15 protein-coding genes are annotated in these 17,714 nt (G+C 66.3%); 10 read left to right on the top strand and 5 right to left on the bottom strand.

Translation table 11 applies throughout. The features are described from left to right. Positions 1-79 precede the first annotated feature (79 nt). On the bottom strand, positions 80-2,020 hold the full coding sequence (locus tag IMZ11_RS28745) for a BTAD domain-containing putative transcriptional regulator (protein ID WP_228645581.1): 1,941 nt from the start codon (positions 2,018-2,020) through the stop codon (positions 80-82). A gap of 716 nt (positions 2,021-2,736) precedes the next feature. Between IMZ11_RS28745 and IMZ11_RS28740 the strand changes: the two genes are divergently transcribed. The 3 genes from IMZ11_RS28740 to IMZ11_RS28730 all read left to right on the top strand — a co-directional run bounded on the left by IMZ11_RS28740 (position 2,737) and on the right by IMZ11_RS28730 (position 4,505). Next, on the top strand, positions 2,737-3,063 hold the full coding sequence (locus IMZ11_RS28740; RefSeq protein WP_228645580.1) for a hypothetical protein: 327 nt from the start codon (positions 2,737-2,739) through the stop codon (positions 3,061-3,063). A gap of 334 nt (positions 3,064-3,397) precedes the next feature. Then, positions 3,398-3,763 carry a hypothetical protein gene (locus IMZ11_RS28735; protein WP_228645579.1) on the top strand — a complete coding sequence of 122 codons (366 nt, stop codon included), beginning with the start codon at positions 3,398-3,400 and terminating at the stop codon, positions 3,761-3,763. Between the two features lie 316 nt (positions 3,764-4,079). Beyond that, the gene (locus tag IMZ11_RS28730; RefSeq protein ID WP_228645578.1) at positions 4,080-4,505 is read left to right on the top strand and encodes a hypothetical protein; all 426 of its coding nucleotides are present in this window, start codon (positions 4,080-4,082) and stop codon (positions 4,503-4,505) included. Between the two features lie 814 nt (positions 4,506-5,319). Here IMZ11_RS28730 and IMZ11_RS28720 read toward each other — a convergent pair. The 3 genes from IMZ11_RS28720 to IMZ11_RS28710 form a co-directional block, all read right to left on the bottom strand. After that, entirely contained in the window at positions 5,320-6,153 is an 834-nt protein-coding gene (locus IMZ11_RS28720) for an isocitrate lyase/phosphoenolpyruvate mutase family protein (protein WP_228645577.1), read from the bottom strand. A 139-nt stretch (positions 6,154-6,292) separates the two neighbouring features. After that, a complete protein-coding gene (locus tag IMZ11_RS28715) occupies positions 6,293-7,507 on the bottom strand; it encodes a cell wall metabolism sensor histidine kinase WalK (RefSeq protein ID WP_228645576.1) in 1,215 nt (404 codons plus the stop codon). Further along, positions 7,507-8,160: a response regulator transcription factor gene (locus IMZ11_RS28710; protein ID WP_228645575.1), complete on the bottom strand. Its 654-nt coding sequence runs from the start codon at positions 8,158-8,160 to the stop codon at positions 7,507-7,509. The genes IMZ11_RS28715 and IMZ11_RS28710 overlap by 1 nt, the downstream gene beginning before the upstream one ends. 210 nt (positions 8,161-8,370) lie before the next feature. Between IMZ11_RS28710 and IMZ11_RS28705 the strand changes: the two genes are divergently transcribed. The 7 genes from IMZ11_RS28705 (at position 8,371) to IMZ11_RS28675 (ending at position 15,810) form a co-directional block, all read left to right on the top strand. Next, positions 8,371-8,979 (top strand): hypothetical protein, encoded by a 609-nt coding sequence (locus IMZ11_RS28705; protein ID WP_228645574.1) that lies wholly within the window; start codon positions 8,371-8,373, stop codon positions 8,977-8,979. Then, a complete protein-coding gene (locus IMZ11_RS28700) occupies positions 8,976-10,112 on the top strand; it encodes a peptidoglycan-binding protein (RefSeq protein WP_228645573.1) in 1,137 nt (378 codons plus the stop codon). The genes IMZ11_RS28705 and IMZ11_RS28700 overlap by 4 nt, the downstream gene beginning before the upstream one ends. Then, positions 10,109-10,846: an ABC transporter ATP-binding protein gene (locus IMZ11_RS28695; protein WP_228645572.1), complete on the top strand. Its 738-nt coding sequence runs from the start codon at positions 10,109-10,111 to the stop codon at positions 10,844-10,846. Before IMZ11_RS28700 ends, IMZ11_RS28695 begins: the two co-directional genes overlap by 4 nt. Further along, positions 10,843-12,054, top strand: coding sequence for an ABC transporter permease (locus IMZ11_RS28690; RefSeq protein WP_228645571.1), 1,212 nt, complete (start codon positions 10,843-10,845; stop codon positions 12,052-12,054). The genes IMZ11_RS28695 and IMZ11_RS28690 overlap by 4 nt, the downstream gene beginning before the upstream one ends. A 264-nt stretch (positions 12,055-12,318) precedes the next feature. Continuing rightward, positions 12,319-13,887: an alpha/beta hydrolase gene (locus tag IMZ11_RS28685; protein ID WP_228645570.1), complete on the top strand. Its 1,569-nt coding sequence runs from the start codon at positions 12,319-12,321 to the stop codon at positions 13,885-13,887. 269 nt (positions 13,888-14,156) lie between these two features. Beyond that, entirely contained in the window at positions 14,157-14,537 is a 381-nt protein-coding gene (gene xerC / locus IMZ11_RS28680; protein WP_228645569.1) for a tyrosine-type recombinase/integrase, read from the top strand. Between the two features lie 658 nt (positions 14,538-15,195). Next, complete coding sequence (locus IMZ11_RS28675) at positions 15,196-15,810, top strand: hypothetical protein (protein ID WP_228645568.1); 615 nt, start codon at positions 15,196-15,198, stop codon at positions 15,808-15,810. Between the two features lie 152 nt (positions 15,811-15,962). On the opposite strand, the gene IMZ11_RS28670 is transcribed toward IMZ11_RS28675, so the two are convergent. Beyond that, positions 15,963-17,534 (bottom strand): RNA-directed DNA polymerase, encoded by a 1,572-nt coding sequence (locus tag IMZ11_RS28670; RefSeq protein WP_228645567.1) that lies wholly within the window; start codon positions 17,532-17,534, stop codon positions 15,963-15,965. Between the last annotated feature and the right edge of the window lie 180 nt (positions 17,535-17,714).

The following is a 17,714-nucleotide window of genomic DNA, read 5'->3' as shown; positions in this document are numbered from 1 at the left end:
CGGCGTACCCACCAGGTGCGGCGGCGTTCCCTCGTCGGGTGCCGTGCCTGCCGGTTACCGGGCCGGCATGCTGGCCGGGTCACGCAAGCGGACGTGCTGCTGCCGGTGCACACGGTGCCGGAGCGGGGCAGTAGGCGTCGACGAAGCAGTTGAGGACCCTTTCGAGTGCCTGTTCACGCTGTTCCGGGGTGTCGCCCCTCATCGCCTGTTCCCTGGCGAACAGCCGTATCAGGTCGAAGACCCGGTAGCGACCAAGGGGCGCGGGCTCGATCAGCCGGACGTCGGCAAGTCGGCCCAAGGCGGCTGATGTCAGAGTTACACACTCGTCAAGTAGCGCGGCGGCGATCGCGGCGTCGAAGTCCCGTGCGGGCAGCAGGCCCAGCCGGCGGAACAGCACGGCGGCCCGGAGATCCGTCCGGGTAGGACCGTCCAGCAGTGCCTGGTAGCCCGCCGCGAGGCTGAGCCGGATGGAGAGGTCCCCGCACTGCAGTGCGTCGAGCCGCTGTCGCTCGTCCTCCAGCACCTCGGCGTATGCGGCCGGCGACCACTCCCGACGGGTGGCCAGGCGGGTACCTGCGATCCGCAGTGCCAGCGGCAGCCTGCCGCACAGCGCGACGATCCGCGTGGTATGGGTGAGATCCGCCTGAACCCGCTCCAGGCCGCACCGGGCCGCCAGCATCTCGCGAGCCTCGTGGTCAGAGGGCGGCCCGAGGTCGAGATGGACGGCCCCGTCCAGGGCGCAGAGCATGGGACGGCTGGTCACCAGGGTCGCGCAGCCGGGACCGGTTGACACGAGGGGCCGTACCTGTGATTCGTCCACGGCGTTGTCCAGCACGACCAGCATGGTGCGGTGGGCGGTGACGGACCGGAAGAGCAGCATCGCTTCGTCCTGATCGGCCGGTATCTCAGCAGCGGGCACGCCCAGGCCGCGCAGCAAACGGCCCAGTGCCGTGACAGGGGTGAGCGGGGTCGAGCCGTGGGTCGAGCCCAGCAGGTCGACGTAGATCTGCCCGTCCGGGTAGCGCCCGCTTACCGCGTGAGCCGCCTTGAGTGCCAGCGCCGATTTACCCATGCCCGCAGCGCCGTGAACGGCGACGGTCTTCCCGCCCTGGCCCGAGGTGAGCCTGTGTACCAGGCTGCGCAGGGCCTTCACGCGTCCCACGAAGGTTCGAGGCTCGGCTGGCAGTGTCTCCCCGGCCAGGCTCTGCCGCCGTTGCGGCTGGCAGCGGTAGCCGTCGGATTGCCGGGGAGGCCCTGCCAGCACGGGCGCGCGGTCGAGAATGGCGCGGTGTAAGTCCCTGAGCCCGGGCCCGAGCTCCACGCCAAGGTGCCTGTGGATCGTACGGCCCGCCTCGGCGTATGCGGCGAGGCTTCCGGCATGATCGCCCGATCGGTACAGCGCCACCATCAGATGGCTCCACAGTCGTTCACGGGTGGGATGGGCCGCGAGCGTCTCCTGGAGCTCCCCGATCAGCTCGTAATGCTCGCCCAGCGCGAGCCTGGCCTGAACGTGGCTTTCCAGCGCGAGGTAGCGCTGCTCGTCCAGCGCGTCGAGTTGCGGTGCCACGCCAAGCGTCCGCGGGACGTCCTCGGCTGCGCTGCCGCGCCACAGTGCCAGTCCCGCGGCCAGGTGCCGCGCGGCCGACCGCGGGTCACCGTCGGTGAGCGCGGCACGGCCCTTTCTCAAATATTCCCTGAAATCTGTTATATCCAGCTCGCCCGGACGAACGCAGAGCAGGTATCCCGAGTGACGATTGACGATGCGTTCCTCGCCTGAGTCGACAGAAGGACCGGCCAATACATGGCGTAGCCGATTCGCGTACGTCCGCAGGTTGGCGAGCGCCGAGCGAGGCGGAGAATCCTCCCAGAGCGCCGTGATCAGCCGCCCGTCCGAAACCGGCCGGTTCGGCTCCAGCAGCAGGGCCGTCAGCAGCAGCCGTTGCTTGGTCGCACCAAGCGTGGCGATCTCGCCGTCCTGCCATACCTGCAGAGGGCCGAGCGCGCGAAACCGAAGAGCCATTCGCCCTCCTACGTGCGATGACTTCGACAGGGGGTCCGGACAATGGCGTCGATCACATAGGAGCATCGGGAAGAAAAGCGACGACGCGTGGCTGCCCCTTTAGACTGATTAATCACCTTAGATCAACTTTTCCCGACGCAACATGATCGCCTTTCTTCCGTAGGGGTCCCTCAACGCGGTGCATTTCGCCGGCGCGCGAGGCGGGGATGAAGTCGGGAACGGCTCGGGCAGAGCATCGGATGCGCCGGTATAGGCGAGGTATAGGCGGCGCAGGTAGAGCGCCCTGTGATGCGTGAGGATCAGTGCGTCGCAGGCACGGACGCGCAACGGACCTTGGGGCCCCCGATGGCCGGAGTTACCGTCCGCCCATGAACGAGCTCGACGTCGACCAGCCCGCCCCGCATCTGCCTACGATCGCCGGTGAGGCGCCCCGCGGGCGCGATCATGCTCCTCCTCGACGACCACGGGCGGCATGGAAAGCCTACGGCCGCGAGGGTTCTCCACCGCAGAGCGATGGACAAGACCTTCGGGAGTTGGTCACTCAGACCCCGTTTCCTTGATTGGAAACGAGGCGTTCTGACCGGTCCCAACGCGAGCAAGGTATCGAACCGCCCCGACCGAAGCGCCTTGGAATCCCGTCGAGCCAATAGTCCGGAGCCATGTGAAGCTCCCTGATGTACGCTCACGATCACGGCTCAATTGCGACCCTGATGTCCATGCTGACGTGGGAGGATTCCATTGGTCCGCAGCATCAAGCTCCTGCCCTTCAGTTCCGCACCGTGACCAAGGAGAAGGGACGAGACGACCCCGACGACTTCTCGGGGATCAGCCTCGGCGGCATGGCCTTCATATTGACCGTCATGGCCCTGAGACACCCTTGGCAGTCGCTCAAGGAACTGCTCAGGGTGGTCCGTCGACTGGGCCGCTCGGCGCTCAGGCTCGCAATGGCCCCTGCCGCACTGGTGGCCGCAATCGTGTTGTCGCGCCGAAGGGATCGACGCCCCACCTTCGAGGACCACCTGCATGGCCGCGACGAGGAATGAGACCACTCGTGACCGAGATCTTCCCCAGGATCGCCTGGTACAACAACCGGCGAAGGCACTCCGCGACCGAGAACCCACCTCAGGCCGTCTACGAAGATCGGCTTGCTGGGCGCGATCCGCGCGGCACATTCCTCCCCCGCTGATCGCCGCCTGACTCGATTCACCGCCGTAGGACGGCAGCGATCAGCCGGCTCAGAGGGCCATCGGATTAGAAGTGGATGGTTCTTTCCCTCAGCTATATGCCGCTGACCTGCCCGACAAGCTGTTGGCGCACGACGGGCAGAGAAGATCATCCCGCACATATCCCGCACGCCCGATCCGCTACCGTGACGACGTGTCGAGTAGCGAGCGTCATCTGTCAGTCGAGGAGCAAGCCGTCATCCTGGCACTCCTCGCGCAGGATTTCCCCGGCGCGGACGAACTTCGCGCTCAAGTTCCTTCGGCAGTTGTCAGCGGGCGATGCGCATGCGGATGCGCGACAGTGGACCTTGGCGCGGGCACAGGACCTCGCGCGCTCACCTCGCCGGTGCAAGACGGCGTGCTGATCTCCGCCGACGTACGCGGGCGCAGTGATGGCGTCTTGCTCTTCGTCGAAGAAGGCCATCTCTCGTGTCTTGAGGTCTACTCCATCAAAGACGAGCCGGCCACGCTCCCCCAGCCTGAAGATCTCATCGTTGACGCGCCACGCTCCTGGGAGTGATGTCCCACGAGAGGAGCAACTCCGAAGGCCAACTCATGAACAGCGGATTAAAAGATCAATTGTTGCTTGCCGTTTGCTATCCGCGCGTGCCGATTCGCGTCACCCTGTCCGCCGTTGTCGCCGTTTTCGTATCGGCTGGTGACGGTCTATGTCATGCCGTATCCCACAAACGCGAACAATCATCGAGCAACCGGCCGGGGCATCCACACGAGCGACCAGGGCCCCTGTGAGGGATCAACGACCGACCACCGAGCAGCCAACGAGCAACAGAGCTCGCTTGACCTGATAGCTGGGGAACTCCTTCACACTCTCGTGATTGGGCAGCGCCCACCTCGACGAGCAACCAGCAATGCCGGGTGGACTTTACCCCACCCACTATGGCTATACGTTCTGCGGCGAACTCTCATCACCGATGTTCAAGGCGGACTTCTGGTCACTCCGGGACGAGGCCGGCTTCGGTGAATCGCTTGATCAGACTGGGCTTGCTCCGGTGCCGTTCCCGAAGGTGGGTAAAGCGTTGAGTGAAGGTGCCGACATGGTCGTCGCGGATGGCCAGGGCCTGCAGGTCGCGGAGGAGATCGACGGCCTGGTCGTACTCGCGTGGCTTCTTGGTGTCGATGAACACCTCCACCCGTGCCCACGCGGTTTCGAGATCTTGGGCGAGCCGGTTCAGATGAAGTTCCCGGGCCTGCCGCCGCTCCTGTTCCTGGCGTGCCAGTTTTTCGGCGCGCCGGGTTGCTGACCGCGGCGGCAGATCGCCACGATGCCGCTTCCTACGCGGAAGTCGATCGCGGTGACGGTGACCTGCAGGCCGAGCACGTTCGTCTCGAACGGCACCGCCAGGTTGTCACCGATCACCATCTGGAAGCTGGAGAGCTGCTCATCGTCACAGTCACCTGCTCGATCAGCTCGTCCAGGCGATCTTACGAGGGGCGGCGAGTCACAACCGCACACGATACTCTGCCGAGGACCCCCTGCGATCATGCTCGGGCAGGGGATGCCTTGACCGTCATGGCTTCGCAGGGGTGATGTCCGTGTGCGGAGAATCCTCGCCTTTGAAGAGCAGGGGTTGGTCCAGGTCCTTGGGGAGAGCGTAGGCGAAGCAGCCGCGTCTATATCCACGTCATGAGGTTGCGTTCGAACCGAATCACAGGTTCTCTTCACACATATTCCCCAACAGCGGCATGCCAGGCCCGCCAGATCTCCGGGCGGAGCCTGCCTCGGTCGGCGACCGGAAGCCCCTGTTCACGAGCCCACGCGCGCACGTGCGAAACGGCTTTGGGTGGCCACCGCCTGGACGCGCGCCCTACCCCATCGCCGGCGTGCTGAGAGGAATCGCTTTGCTGGTCGCGCTGCCCCTCATGATCCGCGCCATCCGCGCCGATGCCAGTGGCCACCGACGTCCGGAACGCACGACGCGGGGTCGCACTTCTGCGCAGAGACCGTTCTAACAAGATCCGCTTTTACCCGTTCGGGGAACGTTTCCGCAGGGGAGCCGTTCGATCTCGCGCTCACCCATGAAGCTGTCGCCATCCCCGCGCATGTGGTGCGAACGGTCAGGTGTACGCCAGCAGTGCGTTGATCTCGGCGTAGTCGAGGGCGTCGGTCAGCGTGGTGTAGGTGCCGCTGCCGAGCAGTTCAAGGGCCGCCCTCCTGGCGACCGCGTAGGCGGCCTGGGCGACGGAGGAGCCCATGCTGATCCGCGCGACGCCCCGCTCCGCCAGCGCCGCCACATCGGGTGCGCCCGGCCCGGCGAGCACGTTCACCGGTACGGCCGCCTTCTCGACGATGGTCGCGATCGTCGAGAGGTCGGTGAGACCGGGGACGAAGACGCCGTCGGCGCCGGCCTCGACGTAGGTCGCGGCACGGGCCAGCGTCTCGTCCAAGCGGGTGTCGGGGTCGCCCACTGAAAGGAGGTACGTGTCGACGCGCGCGTTGACGAACAACGGAACCCCGTTTTCGTCCGCGGCCCTGCGAGCGGCGCCGATCCGGACCGCCTGCTCCTGGACGGGCCGCAGCGGCGACGACCCGCCGTGGTGGGCGTCTTCCAGGTTGACCCCCACGGCCCCGGCCTCAAGCACGGTTCGTACGGTTTGCGCGACCCCGTCGGCGTCGTCGGCGTACCCGGCCTCGATGTCGGCGGTCACGGAGACGTCCACGGCCGCCGCGACGCGTGCGACGAGGTCGAGGGCGAGGCTGCGGTCCAGCCGGTCGCCGTCCGGGGCGCCGAGGCTCCAGGCCACGCCCGCGCTGGTGGTTGCTATCGCGGAAGCCCCGGCGGCTTCGACGATGCGCGCGCTGGCGGCATCCCAGGCGTTGGCCAGCAGCAGCGGACTGCCCGCGACGTGCAAGGAACGGAACAGCAGGGCCTTCTCAACGTGAGTCATCATGGTGAGAAGTCCACCAGTTCGCGACTCACGGGAGGCTAGCGGATTTCGGACATGACCGCAGCCTCGCCCCGTGGGCGACGGCGTGCGCCTCGACATCGACCGATGCGTACGCGCCGCACAGTCACGGGAAGCCGCACAGTCACGGGAAGGTGAGGGTGACGGTGAGGCCGCCCTCGGGTCTGGGGGTCGCGGTGACGGCGGCGTCGTGGGCGGTGGCGATGGCGTGGACGATGGACAGACCGAGGCCCAGCCCGTCCGGGTGCTCCGTGCGGGCGGTGCCGAGGCGTTGGAAGGGCTGGAAGAGGCGTTCGACCGCGTCAGGAGGCACCAGGGGGCCCGAGTTACTGATCGTGAGTACGGCATGGCCGTCCGCGGTTCGGGTCTCCACCTCTACCCAGCCGGGCGAGGTGTTGTGGCACAGCGCGTTGTCCACCAGGTTCGCGACCAGGCGTTCGGCGAGAGGGCGGTGACCGGCCGCCGGGGCGGCGCCGAATGACTGGCGGATCGCCACACCCCGTCGGCGGGCTTCCGCGCGGCGGGCGTCCACGACGTCTTCGCCGAGCCGGGCCAGGTCGAAGGCATGGCGGGCTTCGATGCCCGCCTGTCCGCGGCTCAGCGTGAGCAACGCCTCGATCAGGCGTTCCTGTTGGGCTCCGGCGGCGAGGATTTCCTCGTGCGCCTCCTGAAGCGACTCCACGGTGGGTGTGGGGTCGGAGAGGGCGACCTGGCCGAGCGCCCGCTGCCGGGTGAGCGGGGTGCGGAGCTCGTGAGAGGCGTTGGCGACGAACCGGCGCTGGGCCTGGAAGGACGCCTCCAGCCGGGCCAGCAGGCCGTCGAAGGTGTCGCCCAGCGCCTTGATCTCGTCGGCGGGGCCGTCGAAGGCCAGGCGCCGGTGCAGGTCCGTCGCCGAGATCTCTCTGGCGGTCGCGACGATCGTACGGAGCCTGCGCAGGATGCGTCCGGCGACGACCCAGCCGAGCACGACCGAGATCACCGACATGAGGGCGAGCGCGATCACGGAATTGATCAGGAACTGGTCCAGCACCTCGGCCCTCTGGAGCTCCAGGGCCTGCTGCAACTGAGCGGGGAGCAGCTCAACGGAGCGTAACTTGCCGGGCGGCGGCATGCCCGGAGAGGGGACGGGGACGTTGTCCGGCGCGGGGATGAAGCTCTTGACCGCCTGCCCCATGACCGCATGGCGCACCAGCACGTACGTGATCGCCAGCAGGGTGGCGCCGGAGACCAGGAACAGGCCTCCGTACAGAAGGGTCAGCCGCAGCCGCACGGTACGGCGGGGCAGGTGTGGACGGGCCAGGCGGCCGGCGAGCCGTGTGAGGGCCGACGGGGACGCCATCAGATGCGGTAGCCGCGCCTGGCGACGGTCTCAATGATCGGTGGATCGCCGAGCTTGGTCCTGAGCCTGCTGACGGTGATCTTCACAGCATTCGTGAACGGGTCGGCGTTCTCGTCCCAGACCCGGTCGAGCAGCTCCTCGGCGGCGACCACCCGGCCCTTGGCGGCCAGCAGCAGCTCCAGCACACCGAACTCCTTGGGGGCCAGCTCCAGCGGCCGATCGCCCCGGCTGACCCGGCGTCGCGCGGTGTCAAGCACGAGATCACCGTGGCGAAGCACAGGAGGCACCGCCGGATGGGCGCGACGAGCCAGCGCGCCGATCCGCGCCACCAGCGCGGGGAAGTCGAACGGCTTGGTGAGGTAGTCGTCGGCGCCCAGGCCGAGACCGTCGACCAGGTCCTCGGTCGTCGCCGCCGCGGTCAGCATGAGCACCCGGCTGCGGCAGCCGGCCTCGATCAGTCGCGCGCACACGTCGTCGCCGTGCATCCCCGGCAGGTCGCGGTCGAGCACGATCACGTCGTAGTCGTTGAACAGCGCGCGCTCCAGCCCGCCGGGCCCGTCGAGCGCCACGTCCACGGCCATCTGGGCTCTGCGCAGCCCCACGGCCACCGTCCGCGCCGTCACCTCGTCGTCCTCCACCACGAGCACCCGCACCCACGGCTCCCTCCGCCGAGACAGATCATCTCCGCCAGCATCCTCCAATCCCGGTTTCGGCGACGTTTCATCCGCGGGTCAGGGGCGGTGAAACCGCGCCGAAACCGCGGCTCCCCTACAAACGGTTCACGTTCCGCCAAACGCACCTTCTTGGCCTTGGGCGTACGGGCCGTCGGGACAAGAACCTCATCGGACGTGATGGAGAGCGACATGCGAAGCGTTACAGGTACGAACACGCGCGGGAAAGGCCGCGTGCGGCGGGACGGCGGGATGGCCGCCGTGTTGGCGTCCGTCGCGCTGGCCACCGCGCTGACCACCGCCGCCTGCGCCGGCGACGAGGGGCCGGCCAGGACCGTCGCGTCCGCGGCGCCCCAGGCAGGCGGCGCGAAGTCCCCGGACGCGACCGCCGCCAAGGGGGACGCGCTGGCCTTCGCCCGGTGCATGCGGGAGAACGGCATGCCGGACTTCCCCGACCCCAAGCCCGAGAAGGGGCTCGCCTTCTCACCGGAGCTGGCCGGCTCCCCGCAGTTCAAGGCGGCGGAGAAGAACTGCGCCCGGTTCCAGCCGCCGGCCCCTGACCGGCCGCCCGCGCCCGACGACTCCTGGCCGGTGTCGGACAAGCTCAAGTACGCCGCGTGCATGCGGGAGAACGGCGTACCGAGCTTCCCCGATCCCGACGACAACGGCGGGTTCATCTTCCCGCAGAACGGCACCGTGGACCCCGCCTCGGAGCAGTTCAAGAAGGCGGAGGGGGCCTGTAAGCAGTACCAGCCGCGGAACATGCCGCATCCGGGGCAGATGAAGGGCGGCACCTCGTGAGTGCTGCCCGGACGATGGACGCCGGCCCGGCGAGCGCGAAGGGCCGGCGTCCGCGCCGCCGTCGGCTCGGCCGGCTCGTGGCGGTCCTCGTGGGCGCGGCGGTGATCGCGGCCGGTTCGTGGTTCGCGCTGTCCCGACCGTTCGCCGCCGGGACGAAGGAAACACCGGCCCAGACCGCGGCCGCGACGGCGCTGGCACAGGTGACCAGGGGAACTCTGTCGGCCAGGACGATGGAGAACGGCACGCTCGGCTACGCGGGCGACTATCAGGTGGTCAACAAGGCCGACGGCACCGTGACCGGGCTGCCCGCGGTGGGCCGGGTCGCCTCCCAGGGCCGGGTGCTCTACCACGTGGACGGCAAGCCCGTGGTGTTGCTGCGCGGTGAGGTCCCGGTCTACCGCGACCTGTCCTGGGGCACGCAAGGCACCGACGTACGGCAACTGAACACCGCGCTGGTGGATCTCGGGTACGCCACCAGGGACGAGCTCGACCCCGGTTCCGAGTACTTCGGACGGCAGACCTACTACGCGCTCAAAGAACTGCAGGAGGCGGTGGGGCTGGAGCAGACAGGGACCCTGACACTGGGCCAGGCGGTGTTCGTGCCCGCCGGACGGATCCGCGTCACCAAGGTCATGGCGGTGCCCGGTGGCATGGCGGCGGCCGGGTCCGTGGTGCTGCGGGCCTCGTCGACGGCTCGCCAGATCACCGTCGAGCTGAACGCGAGCCGGCAGTCCCAGGTCGCGACCGGCGACAAGGTGACCATCACGCTGCCCAACGGCGCGACCACCCCCGGCGTGGTCTCCTCGGTAGGCAAGGTGGCCGTCAAAGCGGACAGCGGCACCACCGTCGAGGTTCGCATCAAACCGCTCAAGCCGCGGGCGACGGGACGGCTCGACCAGGCGCCCGTGCACGTGTCCATCGTGACCGACACGGTCGAGGACGTGCTGTCGGTGCCGGTGAACGCGCTGCTGGCGCTGGCCGGAGGCGGCTACGCGGTCGAGGCCGTGGAGACGGACGGCAGGCACCGGCTGATCCGGGTGGAAACCGGGCTGTTCGACGACAGCGCCGGCACGGTCGAAGTCGCCGGTGACGGCCTGGCGGCCGGTCAGAACATCGTGGTGCCGGGCACATGACCGGCGTTCAGGCGGAACCACGGCCGCTCGGCGACCGGCAGGGCGGTGAGCCGGTGCTTCGGCTTGAGCGGGTGACCAAGATCTACCCGGGCGCCACCCCGGTGGTGGCGCTCGCCGAGGCCACCTTCACCGTACGGCGGGGCGAACTGGTCGCCATCGTGGGCCCGTCAGGCTCGGGCAAGTCGACCCTGTTGCAGGTGATGGGCACCCTGGACCGGCCCACCTCCGGGACGGTGCACATCGTGGGCGACGATGTCGCGCGCATGTCCGACCGGGCGCTGGCCGGGCTTCGCGCGTCCCGGATCGGCTTCGTCTTCCAGCAGTTCTTCCTGGCCCAGCACGCCACCGCGCTGGAGAACGTGGCCGACGGGATGCTGTACTCGGGCGCCCGACATCGGACGCGGACGCGGGCCGCCGCGGCCGCCCTGGAGCGAGTCGGGCTCGGCCATCGCCTCCACCACCGGCCGCCGGAGCTGTCGGGCGGTGAACGGCAGCGCGTGGCGATCGCGCGTGCGCTGGCCGGCGACCCGGACATCGTGCTGGCGGACGAGCCGACCGGGAACCTCGACAGCGCCTCCGGGAACGCGATCTTCGCGCTGTTGCGGGAGCTCAACGCCGAAGGTGCCACCATCATCATGATCACTCACGATCGGGAGCTGGCCGCGCGGCTGCCCCGCCGCATCGAGGTCCTCGACGGCCGTGTCGTCGCCGACACGCGAAGGGACCGACCATGACACCCCCTCACCGCGACGGGGCGGCCCCCAGGCGGCTACACCCGGCCGACCTGGCCCGCACCGCCGTCGTCGGCCTGCGTACCCGTCGCATGCGCGCCGCCCTGTCCGCTCTAGGTATCGCGATCGGCGTCGCCGCGATGGTGGCGGTGCTCGGCCTGTCGGCCTCCTCGCAGGCCGGGCTGCTGGCCGAGATCGACAAGCTCGGCACCAACCTGCTGACCGTCACCCCCGGCCAGACCATGGGCGGCGCCGACGCCAGGCTGCCCGTGGACGCTCCGGCGATGATCGCCAGGATCGGCCCGGTGGACATGGTCGAACACACCGGGAAGGTGGAGGCGAGCGCCTACCGCAGCCCACACATCCCGAGCTTCAACACCAACTCGATCAGCGTCCACGCCGCCAGCCTGAGCCTGCCCGCGGCGGTGCGCGCCACCGTCGCCCAAGGTCGCTACCTCAACGCCGCCACGGCCGGGCAACCGGTCGCGGTGCTCGGTTCGGACGCCGCCGCCCGCCTGGGCATCGCCAGGATCCACTCGGGCGCGCGCATCTGGGTCGGCGGCCAGTGGTTCTACCTGGCCGGGATACTCAACCGGGCCGCGCTGACCCCCGAGATCGACTCCTCGGTGCTGGTCGGGTATCCGGCCGCGCGGAAGTACCTGAATTTCGACGGCCATCCGTCCAAGGTGTACGTGCGCGCCCAGACCGAGCAGGTGAGCGACGTGCAAAAGGTGCTCGCCGCCACGGCCAATCCGCGCAATCCCGGCGAGGTCGGCGTCAGCCGCCCCTCGGCGGCCCTGGTGGCCCGCGCCGCGGCGCAGTCGGCGCTGGGCGGTCTCTTTCTCGGCCTCGGCGCGGTCGCCCTGCTCGTGGGCGGCATCGGCGTGGCCAACACCATGGTCATCTCCGTACTGGAGCGCCGGTCGGAAATCGGGCTCAGGCGCGCGCTCGGCGCGACCAAGGGACATATACGGCTGCAGTTCCTGTCCGAGGCGATCCTGCTCGCCGCGCTCGGCGGGGCCGCCGGAGTGGTCATCGGGGTGGCGGCCACGGCGGTCTATGCCCATGTCAAGGCGTGGGCGACCGTGGTGCCGTCGCTCGCCTGGGGCGGCGGGCTCGGCGCGGCCGTCGCCATCGGAGCCGTCGCGGGGCTTCTTCCCGCGCTGCGCGCCGCCCGTATGCAACCCACCGAAGCTCTGCGAACCGTCTGAGCCCGCCGCCCCGACCGCCACCCGGCGCCGCGGACGAACAGCGCGGCGCCGGGCACCCTCGGCATGCCCTGTGACCAGGCAGAACACCCTGGCAGAGCGCGGCCGCCGCCGGACGCGCATGAAACTCTCCCGAAACCGCCGCTCCCGTATACCTGTCAGCTGTCGAGTTCGGCATCCGTCAAGCCACAACGGCCACGACCGCGATTCGCGCGTGATGCCGCCCTTCGTTGCCGAACTCCTGATCCCCCGACGAAAGGACGCCCAGTGAGGCTACGAGTCCACGAACATCACTCCTCCACCAGATCTCGCACCGATCGCCTGACCGCCCTTCTCGGTGCCGCGTTGATCCTGGCAGCGGGCACGGCCGTCCCGGCCCACGCCACGTCCACGAAGAGCAAGATCAACTGGCATGCCTGCGAGGACGCCGAGGCGGCGGTCGAGTGCGCGACCATCAAGGTGCCGCTCGACTGGTCCCACCCGAATGGTCAGACCATCGAGATCGGCCTGGCCCGCCGCAAGGCCACCAAGCCGAGCGCCCGCATCGGCTCCATCCTCATGGACCCGGGCGGCCCCGGGGTCTCCGGGGTCGACGAGGTCAAGCGGAAGCCGAATCTGTTCACCTCGGCTATCAGCGAGCGCTTCGACGTGATCGGCTTCGACCCACGCGGTGTCAACACCAGCACCCCGGTCACGTGCGCCACGGAATTGATCTTCCAGGCGGACGAGGCCAAAAGGCGGGCCAGCCGGAGCGCGGCCGACTTCGCCGCCCTCAGACGCGCCAACCAGAAGCTCAGCCGGAACTGCCGCAAGCTCACCGGCCCGCTGTACGACCACCTCGACAACCTGCACGTCATCCGGGACATCGACGCCATCAGGACCGCCCTGGGCGAAGACAAGCTCACCCAGGTGGGGTACTCCTACGGCACCCTCATGATCCAGCAGTACGCCGAGAAGTTCCCCCAGCACGTGCGAGCCCTGGTCGCCGACGGCAACGTGGACCGCAGCCTGCGATCCGCGTGGGACTTCCTGGATGGCCAAACTGCGGCGATGGAGAAGAACTTCGTCCAGTGGGCGGACTGGTGCGACAAGACCTCCGACTGCGCCCTGTACGGAATGGACGCCAAGAAGGTCTACAGCGTCCTCCGCGAGCGTGCCAAGAGCGGGAAGCTTGTGGACCCGGCCGCCGGCATGAAGGTCGACTTCGACATGCTGACCGGGAGAGCCCAGGCCGTCAACGCGCCGGAGTACTGGAAGGATCTGGCCACGCTCTTCAAGTCGCTGTACGACGGCACGGATTCATCCTCGCCTTCGCCGGCGTCGCAGCAGCCCGACCTGCCCGAAACCATGACCTACCCGCGGCAGGGGATGTGGTGCCAGGACTGGACCTTCGAGATCAAGAACTACGCCGAGCTCAAGAGCACCATCGCGCGGCTGTCCAAGCGCTACCCCAACGTCGAGTGGAACCCCAACGCCACCGACGGCGCGCTGGACTGCGTGGGATGGCAAGGCAAGGCCACCAACCCCCAAAAGCCCCTGAGGGTGAAGGACGGCCTGCCGCTGGTCATGATCGGCAACCTCAATGACCCCGCGAGCGTGTACGCCTGGTCCAAGAACTCCGCCAAGCAGAGCGGAGCCTCTCTCGTGACCTACGAAGGCTTCGGGCACACCATCTACCCCTCCACCGTCGCCTTCGGATCGAGCACCTGCATCAACGACGTGATCGACGCCTTCCTCATCGACCTCAAGACGCCCAAGGAGGGCACCAGCTGCCCGGCCATCGAAGTACCGGGCGAAGGCACCAAGCCGACACCCCGCCCCGCCTCGACAAGCTGACCCCCTGGCCTCCCCCGCCGCTGCTGGGGGCCTTCGCCTCCACTGGCGAGGACCCGGGCCTGGACAAGGCTCTCGCCCTGCTCAAGTAGGCGAGCGGCTCCGCTGAGGAAGCGAGGCGGAGGGCGTACCGCCCCGGTCCCCTCCGCCGAACCTCTGAGCCGCTCGAAGCCCGCCGGTGAGGTTCCCCGGGTTCGAGCTCCGGCGGGCCAGGAACTCCTATCGCGATCTACGTCTGGCGGTCGGTCCGGCAGAAGGGCAACACCAAGACCGTGAAGTCCCGCCGATCACTGAAGCTTCCCCGTCTCTGCGTGGAAGCGCTCCGGGCGCTCCGGGAGAAGCAGCAGGACAACCTCGTCGAGTCCGATCTCGTATTCCGTACCAAGACAGGAACCGCGCTCACCGCGCACAACGTCCGGCGTGACTTCCGCAAGGTGCTCAAGCTCGCCAACCTCGCCGAAAAGGACCGGTCTCCGCGGGAGATGCGGCACAGCTTCGTCTCGCTGCTCTCAGACTCCGGCGTCCCGATCAAGGACATCTCCCGGCTTGTCGGCCACAGGAACACGGTCGTCACTGAGACCGTCTACCGCAAGCAGATCCGCCCCGTGCTCATGCAGGGCGCTGAGGCCATGGATGACATCTTCATGGCTTAGTCACTCACGCCCCGTTTCCTTGATCGGAGACGGGGCGTTTTTCCTGGTGGGCGGTACTGGGTTCGAACCAGTGACCCCTCGCTTGTAAGGAGCCATGATCGCAGGCGGTAGGCCTCTGACCTGCGGGCCGACCTCGTAGGCTGTCACCCTCGCCCCCTACTCGGCCCGGCCTAATGGCACGCTAATGGCACGGTGATCAAGCCCTCAGAAGCCCGGACCTCGGCCGGTTCGATCATCGGAAGCACGCAGAACCGGAGTCGGATGGCACGCTAATGGCACGCCCCTCGCCCCCGCGAGCAAGAGGGGGCGCAAACCCGCGCACTCCTCCCCTGCCTGATCTCCCGTCTGCCTCGACCCACCGCGAAGCGGCAGCGGGCCGGCGACGGAAGGGCAGGCCCGTCTTCGCGTGTGCGTCAGCCGGTCGCCGTTCCTCGGTCATCGGACGCCAACGGTCACAGACGGGCTTGAGCTGTAGGAGGCGGTCTGCTGGGCTTGCCTGGGTCGCGGCGGGCGGGACGATCAGGCTCCTACCCCAGCCAGCTACGGACTCCGGCTCATGCTCGTGGCGATCATCCCGGAGCCGAGGCCCCCGCCGGAGGCTGTCTCTTGACCGGATGCGATTTGCAGGGAGAATCAGAAGGCTGGGCTAGGAGGTCGAATGCCAGGCATAGCGGAGCTAATCTATACGACAGCGGGCGGCCTGATCGGTTCATTAGTTACTATTGTGGCGAGCCAAAGTAGAGATCGACGAGCTAATCGCGCGGCTTGTCAAGCCCATCTTCATCGTCTCTTTGTCCTTGGTGCTGCAACCGAGATACTGGACGATCGAAGAGACCAGTTTCAGGAAGCACTTGTGACATGGGAAACCGCAGCGCTGACTGCTGGACTTCCCTATGGATTGGTTGACCTTCATGTTGAGGCTCGCGATTGGTTCTTCTATGTTCTATCAACCCATCAGCAACAACGGGACGTAGACCTCCTAACGGAAGAGCAATGGGAGAAGATAGTCAACGCCGTTTGTGACGTGCTAGTCGAGATCGAGGCTTTAGTCAAAAGCTACCTCTGGCACCCCTTGCGCGGCCGGATGCTATTACCGTTGCGGATACGGAGGATACGAACTCTCTTGCGCGCGACGATGGAACTTCGAGATCAGGTGGAGGCACAACGCATTCGAATTACAGATGCATGGATTGCAAGGAAGAACGCTGAACTCGAGAGCGCATCCAGCGAAGTCATGAATGGCAGCCCCGGGAAGGATTTGGATGTGCCATGACTCCGCGGCCCGAGTGGCGGGCGCGCGCGAGAACGGCCCCCAGGCCGCACGCGCAGCGTGCGGCCCGCAATCTCGGGCCGCGCGGCGGCGCGTAGCGCCGCCCTTGATATCTATAAGCGAAATTCGGCAACCGGCGGTGAGATTTGGTGAGACTAGTCGCCCTCCGCGTGGTCGAAATCCTTGATCACGCTCAGCGGGCGATATCCCTTACTTTCGAACATAGACGTAAGAAGAATATTACGGGGATCCCGTCCTAGAATCTTACGCACCAGAGTGCGCTCCTCGTTTACGGCCATTAGCCCCAACGCAAAATTGCGAAGCATTAGAGGGCTCGTCACATTGTCTATGCGGGCTCGGACAACATCGCGAACCAGACCAGAATCGACCATTCCAAGACGCTGAATGGCGATGGCTACTAGCTGTATATCATTGCTTTTCTCGAGCCACTCCGTTAAGCGGGACTTGAGAACGGATGAAGCTGCTAGCGTGGAATCAAATGTTAGAGCTGCCTGTGCTTGTACCCATGGAATGGATGCCCAAGGGCTCGCGACGAAGTCATTGAACCAGGATTCCAATCGATCCCAGCTCAAGTCGCTGTAGGGAAAGTGAACAGCATCGCGCAGATAGCGGCCGATTGAATCTGCGTGGTGCGGTAGTTTCCCTATGACTGTTAACCAGTGACCTGCCTTGTCGAATTCATAGTTGTCCTTGAGGCCTCGCAGGGCCAAGCGGACGACATGGCGGCTCCAAATCTGAGGATCTGCAAGGATCCGCTCTTCAAGATCTAAGACCTTGCTTGTGTCCAATTGAACCGCTACTGTTACGCCTGATGGTGCATCTACCTCTATTGGTGGGGTCTCAATCTCCTCGATCTTCTCCAGGTCAAATTCGCGGGCCAGCTCCGCTGCGGGAAGGAGATCACTTTTGCTTGCGTTCAACTCCAGGCCGAGCTGCCGCATGCGCTGATGTAACTCAAGATTTAGCGCAAAAAGCGGGCCTTCGTCGCCGAAGAGATAGATGTCATCCATCCATCGCACGGCCTTAGAAATTTTCCCCTTCTCCAGGCTGCGCACTATCAGATCGTCAACTGGACGCAAGAGAGAGTTGGCAATAATCGCGGATCCGTAACTCCGCTGGGGCAATCCCGAGTGCGATAGTAGAGTGTCATGAGCGCGCAAGATTGACCCGGTGACTGTTGCCGGCGCACACTTGCCGAGTTGGGTTGAGAGCAACGTGGCAACGTTTTCTACATTGACCGACGCAAAGAAAGAGGTGATGTCGGTTTTAAGAACCCATCCTCTCGCCCCATCTAGACTAAACTGGTTGAGGTATTGTCGCCACTCGTTTGAATTGTGTGCAATGAAGTCATTTCCTCGAATTCGCCACCCATGGACCCATTCTGGAAGATTGGCGTGTAATTTAGGGGCAACTGATGCGATACTAGCCAGATAGAGGAGGTGCGCATCAGCGGACATAACCACTGCTGGGCGAATTCCTAGCAGACTCTTAGGGACTTGCAAGGGGCTAAATTCTGGAGTGTTTCTAATCTCTACACCATCTTTTGTCTTTTTTAGCAGTTCATCTAAAGGCAACTTGCTTGGTTCCTCTTTCGCCCACAGAATCTCTGCCCATCCCCATGGGTCTCGATACCAGTCGCCATACATTTCTGCGCGACACAACTGAGCGCTTTTGAGAAAGTCCAAGCCATAGTCTCTAGCTGTCATGCGGCTGCCATATCCTTCGCTTGTTTGGATGTTTCATCCGAGAGTCGGTTGGGGATGAGGTATCTTACTGCATAAATCGCGCCGTCTAATACGGACAACCATTCGGGGATTAACCTCGATCTTTCACGTCTATCCGGTGGCTGGCTGAGCGGTTCGGCTGGAGTTTGAAATCGGGGCCGT

This window comes from Microtetraspora sp. AC03309, from assembly GCF_020826795.1.
GTDB classification, from domain to species: Bacteria; Actinomycetota; Actinomycetes; order Streptosporangiales; family Streptosporangiaceae; genus Microtetraspora; species Microtetraspora glauca.
The sequence above is the reverse complement of the archived record's forward strand: the minus strand, read 5'-3'. Positions and strand labels throughout refer to the sequence as shown.

Bases quoted from the DNA above. Each gene is read 5' to 3' on its own strand.
- IMZ11_RS28740 (WP_228645580.1), top strand. From the start codon at position 2,737: ATGCTGACGTGGGAGGATTCCATTGGTCCGCAGCATCAAGCTCCTGCC.
- IMZ11_RS28695 (WP_228645572.1), top strand. From the start codon at position 10,109: ATGACCGGCGTTCAGGCGGAACCACGGCCGCTCGGCGACCGGCAGGGC.
- IMZ11_RS28720 (WP_228645577.1), bottom strand. From the start codon at position 6,153: ATGATGACTCACGTTGAGAAGGCCCTGCTGTTCCGTTCCTTGCACGTC.
- IMZ11_RS28675 (WP_228645568.1), top strand. From the start codon at position 15,196: ATGCCAGGCATAGCGGAGCTAATCTATACGACAGCGGGCGGCCTGATC.
- IMZ11_RS28715 (WP_228645576.1), bottom strand. From the start codon at position 7,507: ATGGCGTCCCCGTCGGCCCTCACACGGCTCGCCGGCCGCCTGGCCCGT.
- IMZ11_RS28670 (WP_228645567.1), bottom strand. From the start codon at position 17,534: ATGACAGCTAGAGACTATGGCTTGGACTTTCTCAAAAGCGCTCAGTTG.
- IMZ11_RS28705 (WP_228645574.1), top strand. From the start codon at position 8,371: ATGCGAAGCGTTACAGGTACGAACACGCGCGGGAAAGGCCGCGTGCGG.
- IMZ11_RS28745 (WP_228645581.1), bottom strand. From the start codon at position 2,020: ATGGCTCTTCGGTTTCGCGCGCTCGGCCCTCTGCAGGTATGGCAGGAC.
- IMZ11_RS28690 (WP_228645571.1), top strand. From the start codon at position 10,843: ATGACACCCCCTCACCGCGACGGGGCGGCCCCCAGGCGGCTACACCCG.